Annotated in this window: 28 protein-coding genes; 23 read left to right on the top strand and 5 right to left on the bottom strand. The window is 61.7% G+C overall.

Going from position 1 to position 25,323, the window contains the following annotated elements:
• Positions 1 to 51 precede the first annotated feature (51 nt).
• On the top strand, positions 52 to 666 hold the full coding sequence (locus tag NKH93_RS20890) for a TetR/AcrR family transcriptional regulator (RefSeq protein WP_352795824.1): 615 nt from the start codon (positions 52 to 54) through the stop codon (positions 664 to 666).
• A 438-nt stretch (positions 667 to 1,104) separates the two neighbouring features.
• Here the strand turns inward: NKH93_RS20890 and NKH93_RS20895 are convergent, their stop codons facing one another.
• Positions 1,105 to 2,064 (bottom strand): LysR family transcriptional regulator, encoded by a 960-nt coding sequence (locus NKH93_RS20895; protein WP_352831952.1) that lies wholly within the window; start codon positions 2,062 to 2,064, stop codon positions 1,105 to 1,107.
• 123 nt (positions 2,065 to 2,187) lie between these two features.
• Here NKH93_RS20895 and NKH93_RS20900 point away from each other — a divergent pair, with 123 nt between their 5' ends.
• From NKH93_RS20900 to gph, 10 genes are all read left to right on the top strand, one after another.
• Positions 2,188 to 3,234 (top strand): class 1 fructose-bisphosphatase, encoded by a 1,047-nt coding sequence (locus tag NKH93_RS20900; RefSeq protein ID WP_352683984.1) that lies wholly within the window; start codon positions 2,188 to 2,190, stop codon positions 3,232 to 3,234.
• A 5-nt stretch (positions 3,235 to 3,239) separates the two neighbouring features.
• Positions 3,240 to 4,112 carry a phosphoribulokinase gene (locus NKH93_RS20905; protein ID WP_352541883.1) on the top strand — a complete coding sequence of 291 codons (873 nt, stop codon included), beginning with the start codon at positions 3,240 to 3,242 and terminating at the stop codon, positions 4,110 to 4,112.
• Between the two features lie 10 nt (positions 4,113 to 4,122).
• Positions 4,123 to 6,144, top strand: a complete 2,022-nt coding sequence (gene tkt / locus NKH93_RS20910) for a transketolase (protein WP_352934646.1) — start codon at positions 4,123 to 4,125, stop codon at positions 6,142 to 6,144.
• 12 nt (positions 6,145 to 6,156) lie between these two features.
• Positions 6,157 to 7,236: a class II fructose-bisphosphate aldolase gene (gene fba, locus NKH93_RS20915; protein WP_352507750.1), complete on the top strand. Its 1,080-nt coding sequence runs from the start codon at positions 6,157 to 6,159 to the stop codon at positions 7,234 to 7,236.
• Positions 7,237 to 7,257: 21 nt separating this feature from the next.
• A complete protein-coding gene (locus NKH93_RS20920; protein WP_084641467.1) occupies positions 7,258 to 8,751 on the top strand; it encodes a ribulose-bisphosphate carboxylase large subunit in 1,494 nt (497 codons plus the stop codon).
• An 18-nt stretch (positions 8,752 to 8,769) separates the two neighbouring features.
• Complete coding sequence (locus tag NKH93_RS20925) at positions 8,770 to 9,204, top strand: ribulose bisphosphate carboxylase small subunit (RefSeq protein ID WP_352934648.1); 435 nt, start codon at positions 8,770 to 8,772, stop codon at positions 9,202 to 9,204.
• Positions 9,205 to 9,211: 7 nt separating this feature from the next.
• On the top strand, positions 9,212 to 10,150 hold the full coding sequence (cbbX, locus tag NKH93_RS20930; protein WP_352686149.1) for a CbbX protein: 939 nt from the start codon (positions 9,212 to 9,214) through the stop codon (positions 10,148 to 10,150).
• A gap of 62 nt (positions 10,151 to 10,212) precedes the next feature.
• Positions 10,213 to 10,899 carry a ribulose-phosphate 3-epimerase gene (rpe, locus tag NKH93_RS20935; protein ID WP_352541879.1) on the top strand — a complete coding sequence of 229 codons (687 nt, stop codon included), beginning with the start codon at positions 10,213 to 10,215 and terminating at the stop codon, positions 10,897 to 10,899.
• 40 nt (positions 10,900 to 10,939) lie between these two features.
• Entirely contained in the window at positions 10,940 to 11,497 is a 558-nt protein-coding gene (locus tag NKH93_RS20940; protein WP_352617338.1) for a thioredoxin family protein, read from the top strand.
• A complete protein-coding gene (gene gph / locus NKH93_RS20945; RefSeq protein WP_352929015.1) occupies positions 11,494 to 12,195 on the top strand; it encodes a phosphoglycolate phosphatase in 702 nt (233 codons plus the stop codon). Before NKH93_RS20940 ends, gph begins: the two co-directional genes overlap by 4 nt.
• A 61-nt stretch (positions 12,196 to 12,256) precedes the next feature.
• Here the strand turns inward: gph and NKH93_RS20950 are convergent, their stop codons facing one another.
• The gene (locus NKH93_RS20950; RefSeq protein WP_352971763.1) at positions 12,257 to 12,637 is read right to left on the bottom strand and encodes a c-type cytochrome; all 381 of its coding nucleotides are present in this window, start codon (positions 12,635 to 12,637) and stop codon (positions 12,257 to 12,259) included.
• Positions 12,638 to 13,001: 364 nt separating this feature from the next.
• On the opposite strand from NKH93_RS20950, the gene NKH93_RS20955 reads away from it, so the two are divergent.
• Genes NKH93_RS20955 through NKH93_RS20970 form a run of 4 tightly spaced genes read left to right on the top strand, consistent with a single transcriptional unit; the run spans position 13,002 to position 15,744 of the window.
• A complete protein-coding gene (locus NKH93_RS20955) occupies positions 13,002 to 13,211 on the top strand; it encodes a hypothetical protein (RefSeq protein WP_023678830.1) in 210 nt (69 codons plus the stop codon).
• A gap of 43 nt (positions 13,212 to 13,254) precedes the next feature.
• Complete coding sequence (locus NKH93_RS20960; RefSeq protein WP_352851142.1) at positions 13,255 to 14,241, top strand: ABC transporter substrate-binding protein; 987 nt, start codon at positions 13,255 to 13,257, stop codon at positions 14,239 to 14,241.
• On the top strand, positions 14,238 to 15,035 hold the full coding sequence (locus tag NKH93_RS20965; RefSeq protein WP_352474630.1) for an ABC transporter permease: 798 nt from the start codon (positions 14,238 to 14,240) through the stop codon (positions 15,033 to 15,035). Before NKH93_RS20960 ends, NKH93_RS20965 begins: the two co-directional genes overlap by 4 nt.
• Positions 15,004 to 15,744, top strand: a complete 741-nt coding sequence (locus NKH93_RS20970) for an ABC transporter ATP-binding protein (protein WP_352971938.1) — start codon at positions 15,004 to 15,006, stop codon at positions 15,742 to 15,744. The genes NKH93_RS20965 and NKH93_RS20970 overlap by 32 nt, the downstream gene beginning before the upstream one ends.
• Positions 15,745 to 15,848: 104 nt before the next feature.
• Here the strand turns inward: NKH93_RS20970 and NKH93_RS20975 are convergent, their stop codons facing one another.
• Together NKH93_RS20975 and NKH93_RS20980 are read right to left on the bottom strand one after the other, a co-directional pair.
• On the bottom strand, positions 15,849 to 16,202 hold the full coding sequence (locus tag NKH93_RS20975) for a hypothetical protein (RefSeq protein ID WP_352971767.1): 354 nt from the start codon (positions 16,200 to 16,202) through the stop codon (positions 15,849 to 15,851).
• A 346-nt stretch (positions 16,203 to 16,548) separates the two neighbouring features.
• A complete protein-coding gene (locus NKH93_RS20980) occupies positions 16,549 to 16,818 on the bottom strand; it encodes a hypothetical protein (protein WP_352971770.1) in 270 nt (89 codons plus the stop codon).
• 180 nt (positions 16,819 to 16,998) lie between these two features.
• Here NKH93_RS20980 and NKH93_RS20985 point away from each other — a divergent pair, with 180 nt between their 5' ends.
• The 8 genes from NKH93_RS20985 (at position 16,999) to pqqE (ending at position 23,889) form a co-directional block, all read left to right on the top strand.
• On the top strand, positions 16,999 to 18,774 hold the full coding sequence (locus NKH93_RS20985; protein ID WP_502895714.1) for a methanol/ethanol family PQQ-dependent dehydrogenase: 1,776 nt from the start codon (positions 16,999 to 17,001) through the stop codon (positions 18,772 to 18,774).
• A 155-nt stretch (positions 18,775 to 18,929) separates the two neighbouring features.
• Positions 18,930 to 19,454: a c-type cytochrome, methanol metabolism-related gene (locus NKH93_RS20990; protein ID WP_502896472.1), complete on the top strand. Its 525-nt coding sequence runs from the start codon at positions 18,930 to 18,932 to the stop codon at positions 19,452 to 19,454.
• Position 19,455: 1 nt separating this feature from the next.
• Positions 19,456 to 20,319, top strand: coding sequence for a substrate-binding domain-containing protein (locus NKH93_RS20995; RefSeq protein ID WP_352450664.1), 864 nt, complete (start codon positions 19,456 to 19,458; stop codon positions 20,317 to 20,319).
• Between the two features lie 216 nt (positions 20,320 to 20,535).
• Positions 20,536 to 20,631: a pyrroloquinoline quinone precursor peptide PqqA gene (locus NKH93_RS21000; RefSeq protein WP_101918690.1), complete on the top strand. Its 96-nt coding sequence runs from the start codon at positions 20,536 to 20,538 to the stop codon at positions 20,629 to 20,631.
• Positions 20,632 to 20,784: 153 nt separating this feature from the next.
• On the top strand, positions 20,785 to 21,723 hold the full coding sequence (gene pqqB / locus NKH93_RS21005) for a pyrroloquinoline quinone biosynthesis protein PqqB (RefSeq protein WP_352971773.1): 939 nt from the start codon (positions 20,785 to 20,787) through the stop codon (positions 21,721 to 21,723).
• Positions 21,720 to 22,478: a pyrroloquinoline-quinone synthase PqqC gene (pqqC, locus tag NKH93_RS21010; protein ID WP_352971776.1), complete on the top strand. Its 759-nt coding sequence runs from the start codon at positions 21,720 to 21,722 to the stop codon at positions 22,476 to 22,478. The genes pqqB and pqqC overlap by 4 nt, the downstream gene beginning before the upstream one ends.
• Positions 22,475 to 22,771: a pyrroloquinoline quinone biosynthesis peptide chaperone PqqD gene (pqqD, locus tag NKH93_RS21015; RefSeq protein ID WP_352971779.1), complete on the top strand. Its 297-nt coding sequence runs from the start codon at positions 22,475 to 22,477 to the stop codon at positions 22,769 to 22,771. Before pqqC ends, pqqD begins: the two co-directional genes overlap by 4 nt.
• The gene (gene pqqE / locus NKH93_RS21020; protein ID WP_352971782.1) at positions 22,768 to 23,889 is read left to right on the top strand and encodes a pyrroloquinoline quinone biosynthesis protein PqqE; all 1,122 of its coding nucleotides are present in this window, start codon (positions 22,768 to 22,770) and stop codon (positions 23,887 to 23,889) included. Before pqqD ends, pqqE begins: the two co-directional genes overlap by 4 nt.
• A gap of 21 nt (positions 23,890 to 23,910) precedes the next feature.
• Here pqqE and fghA read toward each other — a convergent pair whose 3' ends face one another.
• Positions 23,911 to 24,762 (bottom strand): S-formylglutathione hydrolase, encoded by an 852-nt coding sequence (gene fghA / locus NKH93_RS21025; protein WP_352775548.1) that lies wholly within the window; start codon positions 24,760 to 24,762, stop codon positions 23,911 to 23,913.
• Positions 24,763 to 25,323: the final 561 nt, after the last annotated feature.

Below are 25,323 nucleotides of genomic sequence, written 5' to 3' on the forward strand. Positions count from 1 at the left end.
ATCGCCCAGGGCGAGCCCGGCAGATCCGTTTCATCAGTCCTGGAGACATCCATGAATCGTCCGCTCCGAATGCGAACTGATCCCGACGAGGTGCGCGCGCGCATCCTGGAGGTGGCGGAGGGGCACTTTCGCCGCATCGGCTACAACAAAACGTCGGTGGCCGACATCGCCTCCGAACTCAGCATGAGCACGGCAAACATCTACCGCTTCTTCCCCTCAAGGGACGCAATCAAAGAATCCATCTGCGGGAAAGCTTTGAACGAGGTAGCTGACATCGCCCTCGCAATCGCGCGCACGAACGCGTCGGCCGGGGAGAAATTGGGTCAGCTACTGACCGCCGTTCACCATCACAAGAAGATGACGCTGGTCAAGGAAAGGCGCATGCACGACCTGATTGTCGCCGCCATGCAGGAGAACTGGGCGACCATCAAGGCGCATATCGAGCACGTGGTAACTACCTTAGGGGTCATTATCCGCGAGGGCATCGAATCGGGCGAATTCAATGTCGACGATTCCGCTACGGCGGCGCGTGCCGTCCACACCGCGTTCACGCCGTTCCTCCATCCGATCCTGATCGAGCACTGCGTCCAATACGGCGAAGACACCGAAGCGGGCCTGCGCGAGCAGATCCGATTCATCCTGAAAGCTCTCGGCAAGTCGGATTGACCAGCCTGCCGTATGCAGGATCAAGCCGCCGCTGATGACATCCACGAGGACTCGACGGAGGAACTTGACACACGAACAGCAACGGTTGCCGGACCATGTGCCGGAAGAGGTGCAAAGCCGTCCCTCGTCCGAGACAGCTCTCCAAAGGCAGCCATTTCGGGCGATGCCCGCTGACCAGCCGGATGCGGACCTTGCAGCCCGCCTTCCGACGGTCGGCTTAGGGGTCGACTCCGGCCGCTCGGCCTTGATCGCTTTAGCGACCGCTCATGGCGCAGCTAAGCCATACGGACAAGCGGTTGCGTCGCTCCATTCGGACTTCCATCCTAAATGATTCGAGCCTTAGGGGTTAGTCGAGTCGAAGCTGCCGCTCAGCGCCACCGCCGTTCTCCTGTATTTGCACGCCACGTCCCTACTACGACCGAAACTTGTTGAACTAGGCTAACTCGCGCGACCTCTACTGTTCGGTTCCTCGTGCGGATAGAGCTTGCCGAACAGGGGCAGGTACATCGCGCCCTTGCGCATCAGAAAATCGTGGAAGGTCGCCATCGCCGGCGAGATCGCGTGATCGCTGCGCATCACCGAAAACCATTGCCGGCGGATCGGCATGCCGACAACGTCGAGGATAACCAGCCGGCCGGCTTCGGTTTCGGCAGCGATGGTGTGGGCAGAGATGAAGGCGATGCCGAGCCCGGCCATCACCGCCTGCTTGATGGTCTCGTTCGAGTCCATCTCGACGCCGAGATCGTCGATGCGGCCGGGCACGTCGCTCAGGAATATTTCCAGTGAGATGCGCGTTCCGGAGCCGGGCTCGCGAATGAGGAAATGCTCCTCGGCGATCCGCTCCTTGGAAATGTCGCGTGCCGACGCCAGCGGGTGGTCGGGCGGTGCGATGATGACCAGCGGGTGATCGCCGAAGACCGAAGCACGCACCGGGACTTCCTTGGCCGGGCGTCCCATCAGCGCGATATCGATGTCGTGGTTCTTCAGATTGTCGATCGTCTCGGCGCGGTTGCCGATGGCAAGGCGCATGTCGATATCGGGATGTTCCTTCATGAAGGCGGCCATCAGCCGCGGCGCGAAATATTTGGCCGTGGAAACGACGCCGAGCCGCAAGCTGCCGGCGCGCACGCCCTTGATCGCATCCATCTTGTCTTCGAGCAGACGAAGCCGCTCCTCGATGGCCTGTGCCGTCTCGACGAAGGCCAGACCTGCGGCAGTGGGACGCATGCCGTCCGACGTCCGGTCGAACAAGGCCAGTTGGAACTCCTCCTCCACTTGCCGCAACTGGATCGTCACCGCTGGAGGAGACAGGCCTAACACCTTGGCCGCGCTGACGATTTTTCCATGGCTGATGATTGCCTGAACGGTCTTGAACTGCTTGAGCGTGAGGTTTCTCATACGGCATACTAAAATTTTTTTATTGCCTGAGTAAAGTTATTGAATTTTACTTATCCAGCGTCGTTTGTTCTCCTTTCCCAATCCGGCCGACCCGAGGAGAGGCGGCTGGATCGGGAGGTTACGATGCCAGCGGCAACACTCGACGCTTTTCTGAACTCCTATCTTGGCGAGCCGGACGAACTGCGCTCCGCCGTCGTAGCGACCATCCGTCAGCTGACGCAGGCGGCCACCACAATCCGCAACACCATCAATCAAGGGGTGCTCGGCACCGCCTTTGCGGGAACCCGTGGCGCCAATGCTGACGGCGACATCCAGAAGGATCTCGATGTCTTCGCCGATGACATCTTCCTCGACGCCATGCGCCACGCTCCGGTCGCGCTCTACGCTTCCGAGGAACTGGAGCAGCCGGTGCTGCTCGACAGGCAAGCGCCTCTTGCCATCGCCATCGACCCGCTCGACGGCTCTTCCAACATCGACACCAACGTGTCGATCGGAACGGTCTTCTCGCTTCTCCCTGCAACTGGTGCGCCGGATGGGAATCCGGCCGCCTCGTTTTTGCAGGCAGGCGTGAACCAGCTGGGCGCCGGTTTCTTCATCTACGGGCCGCAGCTGGCGCTGGTTCTGTCGCTCGGCAGCGGCACCCATGTCTTCGTTCTCTCGACCAGGCTCGGCACCTTCGTCCAGGCCTATGAGAGCCGGATCATCCCGCAGCGAACCCAGGAGTTCGCCATCAACGCCGCCAACTACCGGCACTGGGACGAGGCGGTGCGGCTCTACATCGATGACTGCCTTGAAGGCACCGAAGGCCCACGTGAGAAGGACTTCAACATGCGCTGGATCGCCTCTCTGGTTGCGGACTGCTACCGCATATTGATGCGCGGCGGCGTATTCCTGTATCCAGGCGACAAGCGCAAGGGCTACAGGCAGGGGCGACTTCGCCTCGTCTATGAGGCAAACCCGATCGCCTATCTCGTCGAACAGGCGGGCGGTGCCGCCACCGATACGATGACCCGCATCCTCGAAATCGAACCCGAGAGCCTGCACCAGCGCGTGCCCATGGTTTTCGGATCGGCGCGGGAAGTCGCGCGCATCACCCGCTACCACACCGAGCCGAGTGCCATCGGCGAGCGCGCGCCGCTGTTCAGCCGCCGCGGCCTTTTCAGGGCCTGAATACCATGTCGGCAAAGCACCCCATCATTACCATCACCGGGTCGTCGGGCGCAGGCACTACCTCTGTCAAGCGCATCTTCGAGCTGATCTTCCGGCGCGAGAACATCGGGGCCGCCTTCATCGAAGGCGATGCTTTCCATCGCTACGACCGCGCCACGATGAAGGCGAAGGTGGCCGAGGAGGAAAGGGCGGGCAATCCGAACTTCACCCACTTCCACGCCGAGGCCAATGAACTGGCAATCCTCGAAGAGGTATTCGAGGAATATGGCCGCCGGGGAACCGGAAAGACCCGCACATACATCCATGATGAGGATGAGGAGAAGCAGTACGGCACGCCGCCGGGACATTTCACCGAATGGCGCGAATTTCCGCCGAGCGACCTGCTCTTCTACGAGGGCCTGCATGGCTGCGTCGTCACCGACAAGATCAACCTGGCCAGGCACGCGGATCTCAAGATCGGCGTGGTGCCGGTCATAAATCTCGAATGGATCCAGAAGATCCATCGCGACCGCGCAACGCGCGGCTATTCCACCGAGGCGGTGATGGACGTGATCCTGCGCCGTATGCCGGACTATGTCCGCTACATCGTCCCGCAGTTTTCGCAGACCGCCATCAACTTCCAGCGCGTGCCGATCGTCGACACGTCCAATCCATTCATCGCGCGCTGGATTCCGACGCCCGACGAATCGATGCTGGTTATCCGCTTCGCCAATCCCCGCGGCATCGATTTCCCCTACCTGCTTTCGATGATCCACGACTCGTTCATGTCGCGGCCGAATTCCATAGTGGTGCCCGGCAACAAGCTCGACCTTGCCATGCAGCTGATCCTGACGCCGCTCATCCTGCAATTGATCGAACGCAAGAACCGTGTGTCGTGAGGAGGACGCCATGAACAGCCAGGCAGCAGCATTGAAGCCCGTCGCCGCCGTCTCGGAGCGCGACATGGCCAACGCCATTCGCGCACTGGCGATGGACAGCGTCCAAAAGGCCAATTCCGGTCATCCGGGCATGCCGATGGGCATGGCCGATGTCGCGACGGTGCTGTTCAGCCGCTTCATCAACATCGATCCGTCGGCCCCCAACTGGCCCGATCGTGACCGCTTCGTGCTGTCGGCCGGGCACGGCTCGATGCTGCAGTATGCGCTGCATTACCTGCTAGGCTTTGAAGACATGCCGATCGAGGAGTTGCAGCGGTTTCGCCAGCTGGGCAGCCGCACCGCCGGGCATCCGGAATATGGCCATGCGCTTGGCATCGAGACGACGACCGGCCCGCTTGGACAAGGCATTTCGACCGCTGTCGGCATGGCGCTGGCGGAGCGCATGCTTGCGGCCCGCCACGGCGCCGATCTCGTCGACCATTTCACCTACGCAATCGCCGGCGACGGCTGCCTGCAGGAAGGCATCAGCCACGAGGCGATCGATCTTGCCGGTCACCTGAAGCTCTCCCGGCTGATCGTCTTTTGGGACGACAATGCGATCTCGATCGACGGGCCCACTTCCCTGTCGACATCGATGGACCAGCCGGCGCGGTTCAAAGCCGCTGGATGGCATGTCCAGTCGGTGAACGGCCACGACACGGAAGCCGTTGCGGCGGCAATCGAAGCGGCGCAGCAATCGGACCAGCCGTCTCTGATCGCCTGCCGCACGGTGATCGGCAAGGGCGCCCCAAATTTGGGTGGTTCGGAAAAGACGCATGGCGCGCCGCTGGGCGATGCGGAGATCGCCGCGACGCGCGAAAACATCGGCTGGGCCTTCGCGCCGTTCGAGGTGCCGGACGATATCCTTTTCGCCTGGCGCGCGATTGCCGGCCGCGGTCAAGCGGCACGCCGCGCCTGGGAGCAGCGGCTTGCCGCCTCACCACGGCGGCAGGCCTTCGAGAGCGCGGTCGCCGGCGCCCTGCCCGACGCGGTCTTCGAAGTACTCGACGCTTTCCGCAAGGAGCATGTCGGGAAGGCGACCAAGGTTGCAACGCGAAAAGCCTCGGAAATGGCACTCGCTGCGATCAATGGCGCAACCGAACTGACCGTCGGCGGCTCCGCCGATCTGACGCATTCGAACCTGACGATCACCAAGGGTATGAACCGCATCGCGCCGGGCGACTACGCCGGCCGCTACATCCACTATGGAATCCGCGAGCACGGCATGGCCGCAGCCATGAACGGCATCGCGCTGCATGGCGGCTTCGTGCCTTATGGCGGCACGTTCCTGTGCTTCGCCGACTACGCGCGCGGCGCGATGCGGCTCTCGGCGCTCATGGGCCAGCGCGTCATCTATGTGATGACGCATGATTCCATTGGTCTCGGCGAGGACGGCCCGACCCACCAGCCGGTCGAGCACCTGGCGATGCTGCGGGCGACGCCAAACCTCAACGTCTTCCGCCCGGCCGACATCATCGAAACGGCGGAGTGCTGGGAACTGGCGCTGAGAAGCGAGAAGCGGCCGAGCGTGCTGGTGCTCTCGCGCCAGAACCTGCCGATGCTGCGCCAAGCACCAAGCGGCGAGCCACACAGCGACGAGAACCGGTCGAGCCGGGGCGCCTACATCCTGCGCGAGCCAGCCGGGCAGCGCGCGCTGACGCTGATCGCCACCGGCTCGGAGGTCGAGATCGCGGTTGCCGCCGCCGAACGGCTGGAGACCGAGCACGGGGTCGCCGCCGCAGTTGTCTCGATGCCGTGCTGGGAGCTTTTCGAGCAGCAGGACGCCGGCACCCGCAAGGCCGTCCTCGGCTCGGCGCCCCGCATCGCCATCGAAGCCGCAGCACGGCTCGGCTGGGACCGCTGGATCGGCGACACCGGCACTTTCGTCGGCATGGCCGGTTTCGGCGCCAGCGCCCCTGCCCCGGATCTCTACCGGCATTTCGACATCACGCCCGAAGCCGTCGCGGCAGCGGCGCTGAAGCTCATCATCTAGGAGAAACCGACAATGGCCCGCATCACCCTTCGCCAGCTTCTCGACCATGCCGCCGAGCACGGCTACGGGGTGCCGGCATTCAACATCAACAACATGGAACAGGGCCTCGCCATCATGGAGGCCGCCAGGGCCTGCGATGCGCCGGTTATCATCCAGGCCTCACGCGGCGCCCGTTCCTATGCCAATGACATCATGCTGGCCAAGATGATGGAGGCGTTGACCGAAATCCATCCGGCCATTCCGCTCTGCATCCATCAGGATCACGGCAACAACGAAGCCACCTGCCTGTCGGCGATCCGCCACGGCTTCACCTCGGTGATGATGGACGGATCGCTGATGGCGGATGCCAAGACACCGGCGAGCTACGATTACAACGTCGCCATCACCGAACGTGTCGCACGCATGGCGCATTGGGTCGGCGCTTCGGTCGAAGGCGAGCTCGGCGTGCTCGGCTCGCTGGAGACCGGCCAGGGCGAGGCCGAGGACGGGCACGGCGCCGAAGGTGCGCTTTCCCATGACCAGCTTTTGACCGATCCCGATCAGGCGGTCGACTTCGTGACCGCCACCCGGGTCGACGCGCTGGCGATCGCCTGCGGTACCTCGCACGGCGCCTATAAATTCAGCCGCAAGCCCGACGGCGGCATCCTGGCCATGCAGGTGATCGAGGCGATTCACGAAAAGCTGCCCAACACGCATCTGGTCATGCACGGGTCTTCCTCCGTGCCGCAGGAACTGCAGGACATCATCAACAACTATGGCGGCGAGATGCCCCAGACCTTTGGCGTCCCGGTCGAGGAAATCGAGCGCGGCATCCGCTACGGCGTGCGCAAGGTCAACATCGACACCGATTGCCGAATGGCCATGGCCGGGCAGTTCCGCCGCGTTGCGACGGAGGACCCGCGCGAATTCGATCCGCGTAAATTCCTGAAACCCGCCATGGACGCGCTGCGCGACCTTTGCCGCGATCGCTTCGAACGCTTCGGCACCGCAGGCCACGCGTCGAAGATCAGGGTGATCGCCATGGATGAGATGGCGAAACGTTACGCCGCAGGAAAGCTCGACCCCCATATCGCAACCGCGAAAGCCGCCTGAGCGGCAAACAGGAGACCTGCCATGAACAAGATCGACATGCCCTCAGCAGGCACGCTCAAGGAAGGCAAGGAACGCTACAGGTCGGGCGTCATCCCCTACAAGAAGATGGGCTACTGGGAGCCGGACTACCGGCCCAAGGAGACCGACCTGATCGCCATGTTTCGGATCACGCCGCAGCCCGGCGTCGACCACGAGGAGGCGGCCGCCGCCATCGCCGGCGAATCCTCTACCGCGACATGGACCGTGGTGTGGACCGACAGGCTGACCGCCTGCGAGCTCTACCGCGCCAAGGCATTCAAATCCGAGCCGGTGCCGAACACAGGTCCAGGCACCAGGATCGAGCAACAGTACTTCGCCTATATCGCCTACGACCTCGACCTGTTCGAGCCCGGCTCCATCGCCAACCTGACTGCATCGATCATCGGCAACGTGTTCGGCTTCAAGGCCGTCAAGGCCCTGCGGCTCGAGGACATGCGCATCCCGGTGGCTTACCTCAAGACCTTCCAGGGCCCGGCGACCGGCATCGTGGTGGAACGCGAGCGGCTCGACAAGTTCGGCCGGCCGCTGCTCGGCGCGACGACGAAGCCCAAGCTTGGCCTGTCCGGCCGCAACTACGGCCGCGTCGTCTACGAGGCGCTGAAAGGTGGCCTCGACTTCGTCAAGGATGACGAGAACATCAACTCACAGCCCTTCATGCATTGGCGCGACCGCTTTCTCTACTGCATGGAGGCTGTGAACAAGGCCTCGGCCGCCACCGGCGAAGTCAAGGGCCATTATCTCAACGTCACCGCCGGCACGATGGAGGACATGTACGAGCGCGCCGAATTTGCAAAACAGCTTGGCTCCTGCATCGTCATGATCGACCTCGTCATTGGCTACACGGCGATCCAGTCGATGGCCAAGTGGGCACGCCGCAACGACATGATCCTGCACCTCCACCGGGCCGGCAACTCGACCTATTCGCGCCAGAAGAACCACGGCATGAATTTTCGCGTCATCTGCAAATGGATGCGGATGGCCGGCGTCGATCACATCCATGCCGGCACGGTGGTCGGCAAGCTGGAAGGCGACCCGCTTATGATCAAGGGGTTTTATGACACGCTGCGCGAGGAGCGCACGCCGCAGAACCTCGAAACCGGGCTGTTCTTCGATCAGGACTGGGCCTCGCTCAACAAGGTGATGCCCGTCGCCTCCGGCGGCATCCATGCCGGCCAGATGCACCAGTTGATCCATTATCTCGGCGAGGACGTCATCCTGCAGTTCGGCGGCGGCACGATCGGCCATCCGGACGGCATCCAGGCCGGCGCGACGGCCAATCGCGTCGCGTTGGAGGCGATGATCCTCGCCCGCAACGAGGGCCGCGACTATCTGCGCGAAGGAACCAAAATCCTCGAACAGGCGGCCAGATGGTGCACGCCGCTCAAGGCGGCCCTGGAGACGTGGAAGGACGTCACCTTCAACTACGAATCGACCGACACGGCCGACTTCGTGCCAACCGCAACGCCGAGCTTCTAGACGAAAGGAACCGTCGCCATGATGACCAATCCCGGAAACAAGGTCACGCAGGGACAGTTTTCGTTCCTGCCCGAGCTAACCGATGAGCAGATTTCGGCGCAGATCAAATACGCACTGAAAAACCACTGGGCGGTCAGCGTCGAGTACACGGACGATCCACATCCGCGAAACACCTATTGGGAAATGTACGGCAACCCGATGTTCGACCTGAGGGACCCGGCGGGCATCCTGCTTGAAGTCGACAATTGCCGGAGAGCTATGCCCAACATGTATGTCCGGGTCACCGCCTTCGATTCGACCAAGGGCTGGGAAGCACCGCGCATGTCATTCATCGTCAACCGGCCACCCAATGAACCCGGGTTCCGGCTGCTGCGCCAAGAGCGTGACGGCCGCAGTCAGGGCTATTCGATCGTGCCTTATGCGACCGACAGGCCCGAAGGCGAACGGAGCTAGGCGAACCATGCTGGACGCGATAGCTAAGAGCGCTGCCGCGCAGGGCGAATCGGTTGATCTACAGGCCGAGTTCGAGGCCTCCAACATCGACGAGGTGATGGACAAGCTCGACCGCGAACTCGTCGGCCTGAAGCCCGTCAAGACCCGCATCCGCGAGATCGCGGCGCTGCTTCTGGTCGACCGGCTTCGCCGCAAGTTCGGGCTGACCTCGGGCGCGCCGACGCTGCACATGAACTTTACGGGGAATCCCGGTACCGGAAAGACCACCGTGGCGCTCAGAATGGCCGAAATCCTGCATCGTCTCGGCTATGTCCGCGAAGGGCACATGGTCGCGGTGACGCGCGACGATCTCGTCGGCCAGTATGTGGGCCACACCGCGCCCAAAACCCGCGAAGTGATCAAGCGCGCCATGGGCGGGGTGCTTTTCATCGACGAGGCCTACTATCTCTACAAGCCCGAGAACGAACGCGACTACGGCCAGGAATCGATCGAAATCCTGCTGCAATGCATGGAAAACAACCGTGACGATCTGGTTGTGATTCTTGCCGGCTACAAGGACAAGATGGACCGCTTCTTCGACAGCAATCCCGGCATGCGCTCGCGCATCGCCCATCACCTCGATTTTCCGGACTACGGCGTCAGCGAACTCAAATCAATCGCCGAGATCATGCTGGCGGAACAGAATTACCGCCTCAGCGAAGCGGCGGCCAAGGCGCTCGAAGAGTATCTCCCGATCCGCATGCGGCTGCCGCATTTCTCCAACGCCCGCTCCGTTCGCAATAGCCTCGACCGGGCGCGGCTTCGCCAGGCCGGCCGGCTTTTCGCATCGCGCGACCGGGCGTTGACGAAAATCGATCTTATCACCATCGAGGAATCCGATATTCGCGGCAGCCGCGTGTTCGCGGAAGGTAAGCTCGAAGGCGAACCGGAGACGAAGGCGCGCTGACAAGATGACGGCGGTTGGTGTGCAGCGACCGGAAACGGACGACAGAATGGGAGCCGACGACCATGGATAGCAAGACAATCATCGCGCCCTCGGTGCTTTCCGCGGACTTCTCGCGGCTCGGCGACGAGGTCGAAGCGGTCGTCCGGGCGGGTGCCGACTGGATCCATCTCGACGTGATGGATGGCCATTTCGTGCCCAACATCACCTTCGGTCCGCCGGTGGTCAAGGCGATCCGTAATCGAACGGACAAGGTCTTCGACTGCCACCTGATGATCGCGCCGGCCGACGCCTATCTCGGCGCCTTCGCCGATGCCGGCTGCGACATCATTACGGTGCATGCCGAGGCCGGACCGCATCTCGACCGTTCGCTGCAGGCAATCAGAAATCTCGGCAAGAAGGCCGGCGTGTCGCTGAACCCGTCAACGCCGGAAAGCGTCATCGAATATGTACTTGACCGGCTCGATCTGGTGCTTCTGATGACGGTCAATCCGGGCTTCGGCGGCCAGGCCTTCATTGCGGCGGTCGTCGACAAGGTCAGGCGGGTCAAGGCGCTGGTCGGCCATCGTCCGATCGACATAGAGATCGACGGCGGCGTCACGCCCGAAACCGCTCCGCTGGTCACCGCGGCCGGCGCCAATGTGCTGGTCGCCGGCTCGGCCATCTTTAAGGGCGGCACCGAGGCGGCCTATCGCGCCAATATCGGCGCCATCAGGCAGGCGGCCGACGGGGCGATCCGGAAAGCGGCGTAAACCGTTTCATCGGAGGGCAAACATTTCATCGGAGGAAAACTTGGCGGCAATCCCACCTGTCTGCGATTTCGGCTGGCGAGCCATCGACGCCGTTTTGCCAGGCGTCGACGGCACATCGCATTCGATCTTAAGCCACGCCGGCCCGAACGGGCTGGTGGTGGCCTTCATCTGCAACCACTGCCCCTATGTGAAGGCGGTGATTTCACGCATGGTGCGCGACGCCAATGACCTCAAGGCCGAAGGCATCGGCTTTGTCGCGATCAACTCCAATGATAGCGACGCCTATCCAGATGATTCCTTCGACAACATGAAGCTCTTTGCGAGGACGAACGGCCTCACTTTCCCCTATCTCCATGACGAGCACCAGACGGTGGCGCGTGCCTACGGAGCCGTTTGCACCCCGGATTTCTTCGGGCTCAACAGCGAGTTGACGCTGCAATACCGCGGCCGGCTGGACGCGTCGCGACGCGACGCCGAATCGCCCAGGCTGAGGCGCGACCTGTTCGAGGCGATGAAGCAGGTTGCCCGAACCGGCGACGGACCGCTTGACCAGATCGCTTCGATCGGCTGTTCGATCAAGTGGAAGGATGCTGCATGAACGTCGGCGCAGGCAGGCCGTTTCGCTCGCCCAAGGCGATCCTGTTCGACCTCGACGGCACACTGGTCGATTCGGCGCCTGATATAGCGGCCGCCGTCAACGAATTGCTGGCCGGCCACGATCTGCCGCCGCTGCGGCTGGATCAGGTCAAGGCCATGATCGGCGGCGGCATCAGGAAACTGGTCGAACGCGCCTTCGCGGCTTCCGGCACGCCGCTCCTCGGCAGCGCGCTCGATGAGGCCAACCGCGTCATGGCGCCGATCTATCGCAGGCATCTGACCGGCCGCACGGGGCTGATGCCTGGCGTCAGGGAGGTTCTCACGCACTTGCATTTGAGCGGAATAGCCATGGCCGTGGTGACCAACAAGCCGCAGCTGGCGGCGCGCGAAATCCTGCTGCATTTTAGGCTGACGGAATATCTCGGCGCGATCGTCGGCGGAGACGCGGTGACATACTTGAAACCGGCGCCAGACGCGCTGTTGCTGGCGCTCGACCTGCTTCAGGTCGAACCTCGTGACACGCTGATGGTCGGAGACAGCAGCGCCGACGTGGCCGCCGCCCGCGCCGCCGGCATGGCCGTCATTCTGCTGCGTGGCGGATACAGCCAAATTCCCGTTGAAGAGCTTGGCGCCGACCTCGTTTGCGACAGCCTGTTCGATCTGCCGTCCGCGATGCAGAGGCTGCAAGACGCTGCGTGACCCCATGCGCAAAGCCGAGCCAACGCCGGCCGAGCGCAGTCCAACGGCCGGCAGTACCGCGTTATTTTGAGAATTGTTTCAGATAAGCAATGACGTTGGCGATGTCCTCGTCTTTCTTGAGGCCGACAAACGCCATCTTGGTTCCTTTGACCATCGCCCTGGGATCGCGAAGGTAGGTCGTCAGCGTGGCCTCATCCCATTTGACGCCGGACTTGCCGGCCTCGGTCATGGCCTTGGAATAGCTGAACCCCGGATGCGTCCCGGCCGTTCGGCCGATGACGCCGTTCAAGGACGGGCCGACCTTGTTCTGGTCCTTGTCTGCGACGTGGCAGACCTTGCATTTGGCGAAGACCTTCTCACCCGCCGCGACATCCTGTGCCTGAGACTGGGTAGTGACAAAGGTGGCGACGGACACGGCGGCGAAAAAAGCGACTGCGCGCATGGCATTTCCTCATTGATCGTGTGAGTGCCCGGGACACTTTACGCGTGTCGATGCCTTGATCGCCGGCATTCGTTTTAAAGCGGGAGAGCGAACCATTCGTCCTTCCTCCCCGGACTGGCAGCACCTGCACACCTCGAAAAGCTAGACTGCCGATGAGGGAAGTCAATCGTACAAAGGTCCTGTTTCGTTTCCCGACTGCGCGAAGGGAAGTGTGTAGCGACACGCGGTCCACATCATTGACGCCTGTTGGCCGAACGCGTAGCCTCACTCCAACCGGTTTGCTGTTTGGGCACCTTCAGGAATCCGCGCAACTCCAAAGCACGAACTCTGGAGAGTTCGCCGCGCAGGCGACGATAAGTGCCAAATGGACATGGTCGATCTCATATTAACGGTGTGCCTTAGCGCCAATCCGGGCAATTGCCGAGATGAACATCTCTATTTCGAGAGCCGCGGCTCTCTGTTCCAATGCATGTTCCTGGCGCCCGCCGAGATCGCAAAATGGTCTCAGGAACATCCGAGTCTCAAGGTCGTGCGCTGGAAATGTGCCGTTCCGAGCAAGGAACGAGCGATTTGATCGACATTCCTGGTTCGTCGACGGCCCTGAAAGAGGAGACGCCATGATGATTTCGCGGCGTACGACGCTGCGCTTGGCGGCTCTGGCGGCCATCCTCGCCTCAAGGCCGGTTGCCGTCTTTGCGGCCGCTAAGGTCCGAATTGGTGTCCTGAAGTTCGGCACCGTGAGCTGGGAACTCGATACGCTGAAACGCCACAAGCTCGACGAGGCCAACAGGATCGATCTGGAGATTGTCTACTTCGCCGGGGAGGATGCGACCAACGTCGCGCTGCTGGCCGGCGCGATCGACATGATCGTGACCGACTGGCTGTGGGTCTCGCGCCAGCGCTCCGAGGGCGGCGATCTTACATTGGCCCCTTATTCGACCGCCGTGGGGGCAATCATGGTGAAGCAGGAATCGCCGATCCGGACGCTCGCCGACCTCAAGGGAAAGAAAATCGGTGTCGCCGGCGGCCCGCTCGACAAGAGCTGGCTGCTGGTCCAGGCGCTGGCCAGACGCGAGCACGGCCTCGAGCTGCCGACAGCCTGTGACGTCGTCTTTGGCGCGCCGCCGCTGATTTCTGAAAAGGCGATGCAGGGCGAACTCGATGCCGTGCTCAATTTCTGGCATTTCTGCGCCCGGCTCGAGGCCAATGGCTTTCGTCGGTTGATCGGTGCGGATGACGCGACGAAAGCGCTTGGTGCCTCGGGCCCCGTGTCGGCACTCGGCTACGTCTTCCACGACCAATGGGCGAGCGACGATCCGGATGCCGCCCGGGGCTTCTTGAAGGCATCCAAGCAGGCCAAGGACTTGCTGGCCAAATCCGATGATGAATGGCTGCGCCTGGCGCCGCTCATTCGCGCAGAAGGCAAGGAGCTGGAAAAACTGCGCGACCGCTATCGCCAGGGCATCCCCAGACGGCCGGTCGCCGAAGAAGCGGCCGATGCGGGCAAACTCTATCACGTGCTGGCCGCGATAGGCGGCGAGAAGCTGGTTGGCAGGGCGCCCGAGATGGCGCCCGGCACGTTCTGGCCGGAACTCGCGAAATGACCGCAACGGAAGACAAGTCGCGTCGATCCGGCTTTGCGACGGCGCTGACGCCAGCGCTGACGGTAACGGTTTCCCTGCTGGGACTTTGCCTGCTGTGGAGCCTCGCGGCCAATCTGTGGCAAAGCCGCGCTTTGCCCTCACCAGGGCAGGTCTGGCAGGTGCTGCTCAGGGAAGCGGCGAGCGGCGACCTTTTTTATCACCTTGGCGCGACGCTCGGACGGGTTGCTGCGGCGTACGTCGTCGCAATGATTATCGGCTCGGTCATCGGCGTCATCCTCGGCAGCTACCGCGGTGCGGACCGGTTCTTCAGTCCATGGGTGGTCCTGTTTCTCAACATTCCCGCGCTGGTGGTCATCGTGCTCGCCTATATCTGGTTCGGCCTCAACGAGGCGGCGGCGATTGGCGCGGTTGCCGTGAACAAGATCCCGAATGTCGTGGTGACGATGCGCGAAGGCGCCAGGGCGTTTGATCCGCGTTATGCCGAAATGGCCGCCGTCTACCGCTTCACCCCACTCGAGCGCATCCGCCATGTCCTGTTGCCGCAACTGCAGCCCTATTTTGCCGCGGCCTCGCGATCCGGCATCGCCCTCATCTGGAAGATCGTCCTGGTGGTCGAACTGCTCGGCCGCTCCAATGGCGTCGGTTTCCAGATCTATCTCTATTTCCAGCTCTTCGACGTCGCCGCCATTCTCGCGTACACGCTGGCTTTCGTGGCGGTGATGCTTGTCATCGAACTTCTCCTGGTGCAGCCCATTGAACGACATGCAACCCGTTGGCGCGGTCGTCCCGCTTAGGGTCGATATCGCCGAAAAGACCTTCAGGTCCGCGCAAGGCGTCTCGATCACGGCGCTTCAGGGTATGTCCTTCGAGGTCCGGCAGGGCGAATTCGCTTGCCTGCTTGGGCCGTCGGGCTGCGGCAAGACCACGACGTTGCGCATCCTGCTTGGACTGGACAAAGACTTTTCCGGCTCTTTCCAACTGCCGCAAGGCGGCTCGAACCGCATCGCCGCCGTGTTCCAGGAGCCTACTTTGCTGCCATGGCGGACGGTGGAGCAGAATGTCAGGCTGGCGCTGCCGAAAAGCCTAAGAGCAAAGAGTCTCGACGAGCTGTTTGACACTCTCGGCCTCGCCGGCATGCGCTCGCTCTATCCGGCGGAGCTTTCGCTCGGCCTTGCGCGCAGGGCAGCGCTTGCCAGGGCTTTCGCCACCGAACCGGCGGTGCTTTTCCTGGACGAACCCTTTGCCTCCCTCGACGAACAGACCGCCGAGCGGCTTCGGCAATTGCTTTTGACCGTCTGGTCAGCGCGGCCTACGACCGCCTTGATGGTCACGCACAATCTGCGCGAGGCACTGATGCTGTCGGACCGCATCATCGTGCTTGCGCAGCGCCCAGCCCACGTGCTCGGCATGTTCGACGTAAGAGTGCCGCGGCAGCATCGCAATCCACAGGTGATGAGCGACCTTTTGCGGTCGTTCCAGCAAAAATTTCCGGGTGTGGCCTGATTGCCTTACGGCTCGAATGCGGATGGCAAGGTATTTCGCAGCCAATGGCCGATGGAAACTGCGGGACTCTGAGGCGCACGGCCACGCGTGCCTGTTCCGCCTGACTAAAAGCAACGTACGTCGGCTTCAGCCTGAGCGCGTTTCAGTTCCGTGCGCGCCGCCTTCGCTGGCGCGCTTTCGCGAAACAACCCTGCCGCCTCCCCTGTCGTCAACGACATGCTTTTGAAGGTCTCCGCCCTCTCATAGTGATCGTAAGGAAGGATCGAGGCGATGACATCGATCGAGCAGGAACAGCTTTCAAGCGCCTGACGTGTCTGGCCATTTGTTTGCATGCAGCCGAGCACGTAGTCGGCAATCGTTGCCGTCGGGTAGTCTCCCTCGGCGTTGGCCAAGTTGGCAAAAGCCAGCGTCGCCGCAAAGGCCACCGGCAAGGTGAGAGATCCAACAGACCTTATCATGAGGAACCTCCAGTTGGCCTGGACACCATGCATCCAGACGGGGTCATCGCTCCAATTGGCGACGTGCCGCAAAGCCAGTCAAGCTCCCATGGCCTGCGTATAGGACCAAAGGAGGAATGCCCTATCGACCGACAAGAGCCCGCTTCATGACCCGTTGCGCACCCTCCTTCATACGTTCATTTCATGCTTCGCTCACTATCGGCAACGAGCGAGACGCCCGCATACTTACTCGTAAGTGCCACGCAGAATATATCGAAATAAAGTCAAATGTGTATCACCTCGAGAATACGCGAACAATATGTTTGCTATATATATCGCGGCTGGCGGTCATCCTCTTATTAGTTTTTCACGCGGCGCTTATTTTAATTGTTTCTAAATATTGCATCGCACCATATCGATATTGCAGCGCAGCGACCCATTGTAGGTTTTTGCTTGCCTGGCGTTTTACGATGACATAGCTTTTTCCTGTTTCCGGCTTCAAGAGCGCCACCGTCATCAGGGAGCGGCGGCAGTCTTTCGAAGACCAAGGGGGGCGGGCGGTAACGGTGCCCTCTGCTTCGGGGTAGGTCGTGACAGCTGCCGGAAAATAACTTCCCAACATGAATTGCTTGGGCAAGCCCTTGTGGGGCTTGACGGTCGATTCTTCACTGCGAACCCGGGAGGATTTTGGATGCGTGTACTTGCGAAAACTACTTACATTCTGACGACCGCGGCGTTTTTATCGCTCGGCGCTGCCTATACGGCTTCGGCCAACGAAGACCTTGCAAAGCTCGCATCGGATGCGAAAAACTGGGCGATGCAGACGGGTGACTACGCCAACACCCGCTATTCCAAACTCAACCAGATCACTGCCGACAATGTGAAGAACCTGCAGGTCAAATGGAGCTTTTCCACCGGCGTGCTGCGCGGTCATGAAGGCGGGCCGCTGGTCATCGGCGACGTGATGTATGTCCACACGCCTTTCCCAAACAACGTCTATGCTCTCGACCTCAAGAATGACGGCAAGATCCTGTGGAAATACGAGCCCAAGCAGGACACGAACGTCATTCCGATCATGTGCTGCGACACGGTCAATCGCGGTGTTGCCTATGGCGACGGCAAGATCATTCTCAACCAGGCCGACACCACCGTCGTCGCGCTCGATGCCAAGACTGGCAAGGTCGTCTGGTCTGTCAAGAACGGAGACCAGACCGACGGCGGAAAGGGCGAATCCGGCACGTCGGCACCCGTAGTCATCAAGGACAAGGTGCTCGTGGGCGTCTCCGGTGCTGAATTCGGTGTTCGCGGCTGGCTGGCCGCCTACAATCTGAAAGACGGCAAGCTCGCCTGGAAAGCCTATTCGGAAGGTCCTGACGCAGACACCCTTCTCGATCCCGAGAAGACGACCCATCTCGGCAAGCCTGTCGGAAAGGATTCCGGCACGAACACCTGGGAAGGCGAACAGTGGAAGACGGGCGGCGGCACGACATGGGGATGGTATTCCTATGATCCCAAGCTGAACCTGGTCTATTACGGCACCGGCAATCCCTCGACCTGGAACCCGGTCCAGCGCCCCGGTGACAATCGCTGGTCCATGACAATCATGGCTCGCGATGCGGATACCGGTGTTGCCAAATGGCTCTACCAAATGACCCCGCATGATGAGTGGGACTATGACGGCATCAACGAGATGATTCTCGTCGATGGCATGGAGGTCAACGGCGCCAAGCACGACGTGCTGGTGCATTTCGACCGCAACGGCTTTGCCTACACAATGGATCGCGCCACCGGCGAACTTCTCGTCGCCAAGAAATACGATCCGGCAGTGAACTGGGCGACGGAAGTCAACATGGATCCCAAGAGCGACCAGTATGGCCGCCCGCAGGTCGTGGCCAAGTATTCGACCCAGCAGAACGGCGAAGACAACAACTCGACCGGTATCTGCCCGGCCGCGCTTGGAACCAAGGACCAGCAGCCGGCCGCCTACTCGCCGAAGACCGGGTTGTTCTACGTGCCGACCAACCATGTCTGCATGGACTATGAGCCTTACAAAGTGAGCTACACCGCCGGTCAGCCCTATGTGGGCGCCACCGTGTCGATGTATGCGGCGCCCGGCGGTGACGGTAACATGGGCAACTTCATTGCATGGGATGCAGCCAAGGGTGAGATCGTCTGGTCGAAGCCCGAGCAGTTCTCGGTGTGGTCGGGCGCATTGGCGACGGATGGCGACGTCGTCTTCTACGGTACCCTCGAAGGCTACATCAAGGCGGTCGATAAGGACGGCAAGGAACTCTACAAGTTCAAGACCCCGTCCGGCATCATCGGCAACATCACGACCTACGAGCATGACGGCAAGCAGTACGTCGCCGTTCTGTCCGGCGTCGGTGGATGGGCCGGTATCGGTCTGGCAGGTGGGCTGCTTTCGCCCGATAACGCCGCCGCCTGGCATGGCGCCGTTGATCAGGGCCGTGCGCAGGGCGACCAGGCCGCGGTCGTTGGAACCGCCGGTCTGGGTGCTGTCGGCGGTTATGCGGCACTTGCCGACTATACGACGCTGGGCGGGCAGCTCACCGTCTTCGGCCTCCCGGACTGATAACCGGGATGAGCCTCACGGCTAGGTTCGAAAACGAGAGCCCGGGTCACCCCGAAGCCGGGAACCGGGCTCTCGATTGCGCCGCGCACCCCACTCCGATCAATGCCGCTGCACGACGGCAGCCAGGGTTTCTGGCAAACGAAGGAAGAGCCTGAATGATCGTTCGCATTGCAGTTTCCGCTCTCGCCCTGGTCCTGCTGCCTCTGGCCAGCTCAAATCTGGTACGGGCCGAAGACAGCATGGAGAAAGCCAAGGCGGTGAAGCAAGAAGGAGGCAAATATTTAGATGCGGACGGAAATCCGACCTACAAGATCGAAAACGGAACCGTCGATTGGTACACCTTCAGCGGGTACCGCCGGTATCACTCAGATTGCCATGTCTGTCACGGACAGGACGCCACAGGTTCGAGCTATGCGCCTGCCCTGGCTAATAGCCTGAAGAACATGGATTACGCCACGTTCCTGTCGATCGTCGCCGAGGGCCGCAAGAATGTCGGCGGCGGCAAGGAGAACGTCATGCCCGCCTTTGGCGACAACAAGAACGTCTATTGTTACCTGGACGATCTCTACGTCTATCTGCGCGCGCGCGCCGATGGCGCGGCACCCCGCGGCAGGCCGCCCAAGCACGAAAACAAGGCTCAGGCAGCCAAGGATGCCGAAGCATCCTGCATGGGTGGATGATATGACCGGCTGCACTGCATCGAAGCTGCGTGTCGTTCTGCCGATCCTCGGCGCGCTCGCCTTGCTGCCGTCGAATGTTCTGGCGCAAAATGCCGGGCTTGGCGCTGCGGGCGAACTGGTCGATCCCGACATTCTGCGCGTCTGCGCCGATCCCTCGAACATGCCCTTTACCGACAAGAACGGCCAAGGCTTCGAAAACAAGCTGGCTGAACTGGTTGCCAAGAAGACGGGGCGGAAATCAGTCGCTTACACGTGGTTTCCCACTGTCACCGGCTTTGTGCGCAATACGCTGGGGGCCAATCGATGCGACATCATCATGGGCTACGCCCAAGGCGATGAACTGGTGCAGAACACCAACGCCTACTACCGCTCCGCCTATGTGCTCGTATACCCCAAAGGCAACGGCATGGAAGGCATCGAGACGATCGAAGACCCGAAACTTTCCGGCAAGAGAATCGGCGTCGTCGAAAGCACGCCGCCAACCGCCAACATGGCCGCCAACAAGCTTCTGCGGACCGCCAAGATCTACCCGCTGGCGGTGGATACGCGCGTCACGCCTTCCATGGGGGAGGTCATGATCAAGGACATGCTCGCCGGCAAGATCGACGCGGCGGTCCTGTGGGGGCCGATGGCGGGCTACTATGCCAGGGAACTCGGAGCCGATGTCACCATTGTTCCGCTGTTGAAGGAAAAAACCGGCTCGCGCATGTCCTACCGCATTACCATGGGTGTACGTCCGTCCGACCAGGAATGGAAACGGACGCTAAACCGGGTGATCAGGGAAAACCAGGCGGAGATCACCAAGCTCCTGCTGGGTTACAATGTGCCGCTGATCGACGAGCACGACAATCCGATTACGCAATAGTTGGGATGGGTCAGGAGGAGGAAAAACCTACGCGATGAACAAGTGAAGAGAAGACTACAGCTACTTTCGATACTTTTTTGTTTTTCGGGCTTTCAAAACCTTGTGTTCATTTGTCCATTTTGAGAACGTGATGGACGAGCCATTGCTTCGGTGCCCTGCAATGGTTGGCTAACCACCGGATCGGCCCCTTCGGGCTGGTAGAAGAGGAGAAATGTTATGAAGAAGAGCTGGACAAAACCGACCATGTGTCAGGTTGCTGCGGGCTTTGAAATTTCGCGCTATCTGCCTGCTGAAATTACTCCCAAGAAGTAGGCCGCAGAGGTGCGTGTCCCTGGCAACAGGGGCACGCATCCCCTTGCCGCATGGGATTTTCGTGAAAGAGTTTGAGGCGCGCAAAGCGGGCGGGCCGTTTTTTGCGGCTGCAAATTGGCTGCTGGTCAGAGAAGCCGCGGGGCGGGCGTTTTCATGCGCTTGAGAATCATCGGATCGGCGGCCGGCGGCGGCTTTCCGCAATGGAACTGCAATTATCGTCTGAGCCGTGCGGCTCGCACCGGGGTAGCTGGTGTGCATTCACGAACCCAATCGAGTGTCGCCGCGTCGGCGGATGGCCTCGGCTGGGTTCTGTTCAACGCCTCGCCCGACATTCGCCAGCAGATCGCGGCAACGCCTGAATTGCAGCCCGCGCACGATGCGCCGCTGCGCTCGACGCCTATTCGCGCGGTGGTGCTGACCAATGCCGATGTCGATCATGTCGCCGGCCTGCTCAGCCTGCGTGAGCGGCAGCCTTTCGCTATCTATGCAACGACACAGGTTCTGGCGACGCTGGAGGCGAATTCGATTTTCAATGTCCTCGATCCGGCGCTCGTGCCGCGACGCATCTTGCCGCCGGCGCAAGAGCTGTCGATCTGCGATTCAGACGGCCACGACACCGGGGTGGCTGTCGAGAGTTTTCCCGTGCCCGGGAAGATAGCCCTCTATCTCGAAGAAAGAGGCCAGCCGGATGCCAATTTCAGCTCCGATGCCGGCGACACGATCGGCGTCCGTATCGCCGGAGCCGGCAGTCGCGGCTCCGTCTTCTACATCCCCGGCTGCGCGCGCATCGATGCGACCCTGCGCACGCGTCTGGCCGATGCCGCATGCCTTCTGTTCGACGGCACGGTCTTCACCGACGACGAGATGATTGCTGCCGGCGTCGGCCAAAAGACCGGTGCACGCATGGGGCATCTGGCAATGTCGGGAGACGCGGGGTCGATCGCCGGCTTGGCCGATGTGAGGATCGGCCGCCGTGTCTTCGTCCACATCAACAACACCAATCCTGTTCTGGACGAGAATTCTGCCGAGCATGCAGCCGTCGAAGCGGCTGGCTGGGAAGTGGCCTGCGACGGGATGGAGATGGAACTTTGAGTGATTTCCACGACGCGGCCAGCAACGGCCTGTCCTCCAGAGAGCTCGAAGCCGTGCTGCGGCAGGTCGGTGCCGAGCGCTATCACAACCGCCATCCTTTCCATCACAGGATGACCAGCGGTGCGCTGTCGAGGACCGAGATGCAGGCCTGGGCGCTGAACCGCTATTGCTATCAGGCGGTCATTCCGCGCAAGGACGCCATGATCCTCGCGCATGCCGAGGATCCGGCGTTTCGCGCCGCCTGGCGCAAACGCATCGAGGATCATGACGGCGAGGACGGCTGGAGCGGCGGTATTGCGCGCTGGTTGCACCTGGCGACCTCGCTCGGTCTCGATGCCGACGCGGTGAAGAGCGAGAGGCTGGCCCTGCCGGCGACGCGTTTTGCGGTTGGCGCTTACCTCTCCTTTTGCACGAACCGGACCCTGCTGGAGGCGGTCGCGTCGTCGCTGACCGAGATGTTCTCGCCGCTCATCATCGGCGAGCGGGTACCCGCGATGCTGGCCAGATACGACTATATCACCGAGGACACGCTGGCCTATTTCACCCGACGGCCCGAACAGGCCTCGCGCGACGCCGACTTCGCCCTCGCCTATGTGCTCGAACATGCCGACGCGGCGGAACGCCAGCAGCAGGCGATCGATGCACTGGTGTTCAAATGCGATATACTCTGGGCCATGCTCGACGCGCTTCAACACGCCTATGGCGAGCCGGGCAATATCCCGCCCAGCGCCTTCCGTCCGGAGGCAGCCCAATGATGGCACTGCGCGAAAGAGCCATAGTGTCGCTGCAGTCGGTTCCATCGCTGCCGAAGCACGTGCGCATACAGCATGACCCCGTGCGCCAGGCGTTCGCCGTGCTGTCGCCCGAAAAGGTGTTCTGGCCAAACGACATAAGCCTCGACATATTGCGCCGCTGCGATGGGCGGTCCACGGTCGGCGACATCATTGCCGGCCTTGCCGCAGATTATGATGCCGAACGGGAGGCTGTGGCGGCCGATGTCGTCGCCTTCCTGCAGGAATGGTCGGACAAGCTGCTGGTGAAGCTATGAGCGAGCCCCCTCTCCCCCCGATCGGCATGCTGGCGGAACTGACGCATCGCTGCCCGCTGCAATGCCCCTATTGCTCCAATCCGCTCGAGTTGCTGAAGGCCAATCGCGAACTCGACACGCAGAGCTGGCTCGACTTGTTCTCGCAGGCGGCCGACCTTGGCGTTCTCCAGGTGCATCTGTCCGGCGGTGAACCGACGCTGCGTCGCGATCTCGAGCAATTGATCGCCGGGCTTTCGGCGCGCGGCGTCTACACCAACCTGATCACCGCCGGGGTCGGCATTGCGGATGGCCGCATCGAGGCATTTGCCGAAGCCGGGCTCGACCATCTGCAACTGAGCTTTCAAGGCGCACGGCCGGCGACCACCGAGCGCATCGGCAATCACAGGGGCAGCCACGAAAAGAAGCTGGAAACGGCACGCCGCGCTCGCGCGGCCGGCTTGCCGCTTACCATCAACGCGCCGATCCATCGCCACAATATCGAGGAGGTACCGGAATTCATCGATCTGGCCCTTTCGCTGGGTGCGGAGCGTCTCGAGATCGCCAACGTGCAGTACGCCGGCTGGGCGCTGACCAATCGCGATCAACTCATGCCCGAGCGTGCTGCCGTCGACCGCCAGGCGGAGATCGTCGCGGCGGCGCGCGAACGGCTCACCGGCATCATGAACATCGATTTCGTCACGCCGGATTATTTCGCCATCTATCCCAAGCCGTGCATGGGGGGCTGGGCGCGCGACGCCTTCATGGTGACGCCAGACGGCACCGTACTGCCATGCCATGCCGCCCAGACCATACCGTCGCTCGGCTTCGAGCGTTTTGGATCACGCAGCCTGGCCGCGATCTGGACCGATTCCCCGGCATTTAATGCCTTTCGAGGCACGGACTGGATGCAGGAGCCCTGCCGCAAGTGTGAGCGGCGCGAGATCGACTGGGGCGGCTGTCGCTGCCAGGCGATGGCAATCGCCGGCGATGCCGCCGCGACGGACCCGGCTTGCGCGAAATCGCCGATCCATGCGCGCATGGCAATGCTGATCGACGAGGCCCAGCGCGCTGCGACGGTTCCTTCGAAGGACGAACCATTCGTCTACCGGCGCATCGGCGTCGTCACCGAGCCCGCCTGATTGCCGACCTATTCCTACGGCCTACCCTCGTGAAAGCCGTTCGGCATGCCACGTCATATGGTCATGCATGAATGTCGAAATGAAAAAATAGGAGTGATCGTATTCGTCCTGCATCCGCAATTTCAACGGAATGCCTGCCTTGGAGCAGGCGTCTTCGAGCAGCCAAGGCCTGAGGCCCTCCTGGAGGAAACCGTCTGACGTTCCCTGATCGACCAGGAATTCCGGGAAACGGTGCCCATCCTCGATGAGCGAAGTTGCATCGTAGCGCCGCCACGAGGCCTCATCCAGGCCGAGATATTTTTCGAAAGCCGGCTTCGACCAGCCGGCTGTGCTTGGCTGCACGATCGGCGCAAAGGCCGAGCAACTTCTGAAACGCCCGGGATTGTTCAGTGCGATCGTCAGCGCGCCATGCCCGCCCATCGAATGGCCGAAGATCGACTGGCGCGCCATATCGGCGGGAAATTCGCGCCCGATCACGGCTGGCAGCTCCTCGACGATATAGGAATACATGCGATAGTTCTTGGCATACGGCTCTTGCGTCGCGTCAAGGTAGAAACCGGCGCCGCTGCCGAACTGCCAATTGTCCTTTTCATCCGGAATGTCGGCACCACGCGGGCTGGTGTCGGGACAGACAACGATCACGCCAAGTTCGGCGGCAATACGTCTGTATTCACCTTTTTCCATCACATTTGCATGGGTGCAGGTGAGCCCGGAGAGGTACCAGACCACGGGACAACGGCTTTCCCGTGCCTGCGGAGGCACGAAAATGGCAAACGTCATTTCGCACGAGCAGTTCGTGGAGAGATGCGAGTAAACATGCTGGGCGCCGCCATGCGACTTGGCAGTCGAGACGAGTTTCAGGTGCTCTGGCATATATCCTTCTCCACCAATTTTAACCGCCGACCGTAGGCTCTACGACATCAAGGGTGATCGCGGCAACCTTGGTGGCCCGGCTGGCGCGCGGGGCTCTTGATCGGAGCCGGGATGGCCTGCCTTCGCCGACCGTCTTGGCGCAGCAAGGCGCGAGAGGCCGCTCGCTGGCGCAGCGCCATACGGGCCAGGCTGGGCGATTGTTGGCGATGCTGGCTATAACAAGGACGCAGTCACTGCGCAGGCATCGGCGATGCTTCCGGGACGCCGAGCCCTGCGCAAATGCGGCTTGACGTCCAGTTTGCCAAACCTGGTCAGCGGCGGTTTCGCAACCCACTGATCGACTTTTGCCCCGCGGAAACTGCCGGCCGGTTGACGACAACCATTCGCGGTGTTCAGCAACGCCCGGATCGCCGCGGCAAATTTTCGCGCTCTGTCTGGTACTGCCGGGCCAGAACCCTGGGAACTCGCACAAGGCCTTCACGCTCACGGCCACGATGTCCGCTTTGGCCAGCAGGTCGACAGCAATGGCCGCCTGCCCCTCATCATCGGCGACATAGGCGC

The organism is Mesorhizobium sp. M0954, from assembly GCF_040319155.1.
Taxonomy (GTDB): Bacteria; Pseudomonadota; Alphaproteobacteria; order Rhizobiales; family Rhizobiaceae; genus Mesorhizobium.